The sequence below is a fragment of the Thermodesulfobacteriota bacterium genome, assembly GCA_036397855.1.
In the GTDB taxonomy this organism is placed as follows: domain Bacteria; phylum Desulfobacterota_D; class UBA1144; order Nemesobacterales; family CSP1-2; genus DASWID01.
Genome location: DASWID010000179.1, coordinates 1 through 3,579 on the forward strand (window position 1 = coordinate 1; position 3,579 = coordinate 3,579).

The following is a 3,579-nucleotide window of genomic DNA, read 5'->3' on the forward strand; positions in this document are numbered from 1 at the left end:
GAGGACGAAAAGGGTACGGTCAGAGAGGGTCCAAGCAGAGAAGCCCTGATGTGGGAATAGCCATTTCCGTCGCCCCACCTCGCATCATGATCATAATGGATACCCTTTGGTGCAATCCTCTCTATGGCTGCCTGAAAATCCCTTAACGCTCCTTCCTCATATTCAATTGTTGTAACACCTGCCGTAGAACCAGGCACAAATATCGTCACTATTCCCGATGAAATGCCGGAATCCCTCAGCACCTTTGTAACTTTCCCCGTTATATCAATTAAATCAGAATCTCCGGAAGTCTTCAGACTAAAATCAAAGGTTTCAACCACCATTTTATCCTTCTCCTATAGAAGCTTCAGCTGGGAGGGTTTTTCAAGAGGCTTAGCATTGAACCCCCTCCTCTTAAGACTCATAGAAAACTCAACACCGAAACCGTTTACAACATACACTTCCTTGGGCTTTACAATTTCAACAAACTTAATTAGCTCATCAAAACCCGCATGATTACTGAGTGGAAAGGCTTCGTCAGCACTAAATGCCGATTTTACAGAAACCCTATCCAATGCCCACCCTATTGCCACTCCGATTCGCTTATCTTCAATGGTTTCAAGTTCGTCAGAATCTCTAGCAAATAGGGGCAACAGTAATACTTTATTTTCGATCTTCATAGGATCAAAACTCTCATAGTTCAAAAAATCAATACCGAATTCCTCATAAATCTTAATCACATCGAATATGGATTTATGAAGACTCAGATTATATCCCTCACGGCCCAACATCTTAGCTAAATCCTGCGCACTCCCCAAATGATTTACCAAGATTACGGGTGCATGACCAGATGAAAAAGAGTCATCTATAAAAGCCCTAATAGAGTCCATTACCTCTTCTGCGGGAGGAAAAATGTAGTTGGGTAAGCCATAGGTGCATTTAATCACAAGTATGTCACAATGCTTAGGTACAACCTGCTCGGAGGTTTCACTTGATCTTAGCCTAAGATCACCCGTATAAACTACCTTTTTGCCATCGAAATCTACCGAGATCTGAGAAGATCCAAGCATTGCCCCAGAAGGTAATAGCTCGACCTGAACCCTTCCAAGCGAAAATGGCCGATTAAAAGGACAAGCCAGAACGACGGAATTTCTTATTTTTTTCCCTAAAAGTCTTATAGTCTGTGGTGTCGCTATTATCTTTTTATGGGGCCCAAATTTATTAAAACCGGCGCTTGATATAAACGACAACGGCGCCTTTCTTTTAGAATCGAACCAGAGATCAGTCTTTTTTAGATGAATGCCATCTTTATACTCGATCATCTCTTTTCGATTAGTCTAAGGCCAGTCGGAGAATTTGCAAGTTTATTTTTCCTGAACGAGTTAATTTTTCAAATCGATCTATACAGGGGCAGCTTTCTCGCGATAGACCTGAAAGGAGAGCCGCCTCGTCTTGCGCTTGCGGCTCTCAATTCTTATGGCAGGAATATAAGAAACGCAAAAAACAGGAGCGTTTACAACTACAGATGTTAAGTAATTCGAGGACAGTTTTTTAGATCTTAAATGGGCATTCAAAAAATTGCCAAAATCAATTCCGGAAGCGTTAAAAAAAGTGACAATCATTACTGTCATCTCGAAGGAACAGAGTGACTGAGAGAACTAATTAATTATAGCAATAGATATCTCGCATTCGCTCGATACGCAAGCGTTTTTTGTCAGCCCTTGATTTTTGTTTCTTTGTATCAAGACAAAGAAAATAATATCAAGACCTCCCGGAGGTTGTTTATACAAAGGCGCCTTTTGTAAAAATTGGGGCTCTTCTATCTTTTCTAACCGTGTTGATAGCGTTGCACTTTCAGACTGTCGCTTTTCTCACGCATGCAATAACCGTCATAAAGGGCCTGCATCCGTAGCAAAAAATCCATATTGACATCAAAAGCCTTTTCCATGCGCAGGGCCATTTCCGCCGACAGGCTGGATTTCCCGTTGACGAGATCATTCAGTGTTGCCCGTCGCACGTCCAGCACTTTGGCCGCAGTGGTGATAGTCAGACCAAGCGGCTCCAGCACCTGACGCCGGATAAATTCGCCCGGATGCGATGGTTTCATTCCGACCTTAATCATCAGTGATAATCCTCCAGATCAAGTCTGTAAATTTCATCGGCTTTAACCTCAAAGACTATGCGCCAGTTGCCGGTGAGCGTTATGCTCCATTGGCCCTTTCGATCGCCATGCAACTTGTGAAGTCTCCATCCCGGCAGCGCCGGTATGTCCTCAACATTCTGTGCGGTCAAAAGGGCGGAAACGATATCCCTGATTTTCTCTACCTTCGCCGACGGCAATCCGCTGGGATCGTCGTTCTCGATAAATCGTCTGAGCCCCTTATGGCGAATGCTCTTGAGGTTCATAATTCATAGTACGGTAATACCGTACGCCTGTCAAGTGTTATTTTTCTGATAGCGCCTTTTGTAAAGAGTGGGATTCTCTGTATAAAGCTTTGGGTTTAGTAACAGATTGGTGACGCATATTTTGCTGCAACCTTTTGCAGCATATCAACTGGGAAAATCTATACAGAATTGGCACTTTGGAGTAAATGACAGTAGGAAAGTTTTATGCATAAAATTGGTTTATTATATACTGGATGTTATATTTGTAGGGCAACGGTTTGCAGTATAACACCCTATATGGGATACTATGCTCTATGCTGCATTGTCGCAGCCTAATTAATAGTTGGAGCTACAGAGAGAACAACCAAAACCTTGGTGGTCTGAATGCGGGACTGTCCATTGGGGTAAACTAAATCCCGCAAATAGGGAGGTGCATAATGGATATAGTAAGATGGGATCCGTGGCGAGAGATTGCGGACAAGTTCGACCGCTACACGAGAGCGGTGGGGCAACCTCCGGCTGGAAGCCAAGAGGTCATCGCAACAGGGGACTGGGCTCCCCGGGTAGACATCGCTGAGACCGACGAAGCATTCGTGATCAAAGCGGAGATTCCCGAGGTCAATAAGGAGGATGTCAAAGTTACTGTAGACAATGGTGTCCTGACGATTCGGGGAGAGAGAAAACAGGAAAAAGAAGAGAAGGGGAAAAAGTTCCATCGAGTCGAGCGATACTACGGGAGCTTCGCCCGTAGCTTTACGTTGCCTGACAATGTCGATGAAACTAAAATTAAGGCTTCGTTCAAGGATGGCATGCTGAATCTCCAGATTCAAAAGACTGAGAAGGCAAAACCGAAAGTCATCGAGGTCATAGTGGAGTAAAAAGACAGAAGCTCCAACCATCGGCTGAACGCGGACTCGGAAAAGCCCTGTGCCCGTTTCATTAGACGTTTCTTTAAACTAATCAAACACTTGGTCCTGCTGCCTAACTACTTAATTATAAGAAAAGTCGTCATATATAAAACGCAGGCTGTTTATCTCACCTAGATGATTAAGATTTAAAATTCTTTTTCCATATCGTCTGTTATCAAACCGCCTTTTGTAAAGAGGGTGGATTCTTTTTCTCGATATCGGCTTGCCGATAAAATATTTACCCAGTATTGGTAATTTTGTTTCGAAGGGGATTAAACAAAGCTGTACTTATTATGCAACAATTTGC

At 43.3% G+C, this 3,579-nt stretch carries 6 protein-coding genes; 2 read left to right on the forward strand and 4 right to left on the reverse strand.

Going from position 1 to position 3,579, the window contains the following annotated elements; translation table 11 throughout:
• Together VGA95_13530 and VGA95_13535 are read right to left on the reverse strand one after the other, a co-directional pair.
• A partial coding sequence (locus VGA95_13530; protein HEX9667563.1) for a secondary thiamine-phosphate synthase enzyme YjbQ occupies positions 1-323 on the reverse strand: 323 nt, incomplete at its 3' end.
• A 12-nt stretch (positions 324-335) separates the two neighbouring features.
• Positions 336-1,301 carry a hypothetical protein gene (locus VGA95_13535; GenBank protein HEX9667564.1) on the reverse strand — a complete coding sequence of 322 codons (966 nt, stop codon included), beginning with the start codon at positions 1,299-1,301 and terminating at the stop codon, positions 336-338.
• On the opposite strand from VGA95_13535, the gene VGA95_13540 reads away from it, so the two are divergent.
• Positions 1,275-1,511 carry a hypothetical protein gene (locus VGA95_13540; protein ID HEX9667565.1) on the forward strand — a complete coding sequence of 79 codons (237 nt, stop codon included), beginning with the start codon at positions 1,275-1,277 and terminating at the stop codon, positions 1,509-1,511. The genes VGA95_13535 and VGA95_13540 overlap by 27 nt on opposite strands.
• A 296-nt stretch (positions 1,512-1,807) precedes the next feature.
• On the opposite strand, the gene VGA95_13545 is transcribed toward VGA95_13540, so the two are convergent.
• Both VGA95_13545 and VGA95_13550 read right to left on the reverse strand, forming a co-directional pair.
• A complete protein-coding gene (locus tag VGA95_13545) occupies positions 1,808-2,101 on the reverse strand; it encodes a HigA family addiction module antitoxin (protein HEX9667566.1) in 294 nt (97 codons plus the stop codon).
• Positions 2,101-2,319 (reverse strand): type II toxin-antitoxin system RelE/ParE family toxin, encoded by a 219-nt coding sequence (locus tag VGA95_13550; protein HEX9667567.1) that lies wholly within the window; start codon positions 2,317-2,319, stop codon positions 2,101-2,103. Before VGA95_13550 ends, VGA95_13545 begins: the two co-directional genes overlap by 1 nt.
• Before the next feature lie 482 nt (positions 2,320-2,801).
• On the opposite strand from VGA95_13550, the gene VGA95_13555 reads away from it, so the two are divergent.
• On the forward strand, positions 2,802-3,242 hold the full coding sequence (locus tag VGA95_13555; protein ID HEX9667568.1) for an Hsp20/alpha crystallin family protein: 441 nt from the start codon (positions 2,802-2,804) through the stop codon (positions 3,240-3,242).
• Positions 3,243-3,579 lie beyond the last annotated feature (337 nt).

Excerpts from the sequence above, each read along its gene's own strand:
- VGA95_13545 (HEX9667566.1), bottom strand. The coding sequence starts at position 2,101 with ATGATTAAGGTCGGAATGAAACCATCGCATCCGGGCGAATTTATCCGG.
- VGA95_13540 (HEX9667565.1), top strand. The coding sequence starts at position 1,275 with ATGAATGCCATCTTTATACTCGATCATCTCTTTTCGATTAGTCTAAGG.
- VGA95_13555 (HEX9667568.1), top strand. The coding sequence starts at position 2,802 with ATGGATATAGTAAGATGGGATCCGTGGCGAGAGATTGCGGACAAGTTC.
- VGA95_13535 (HEX9667564.1), bottom strand. The coding sequence starts at position 1,301 with ATGATCGAGTATAAAGATGGCATTCATCTAAAAAAGACTGATCTCTGG.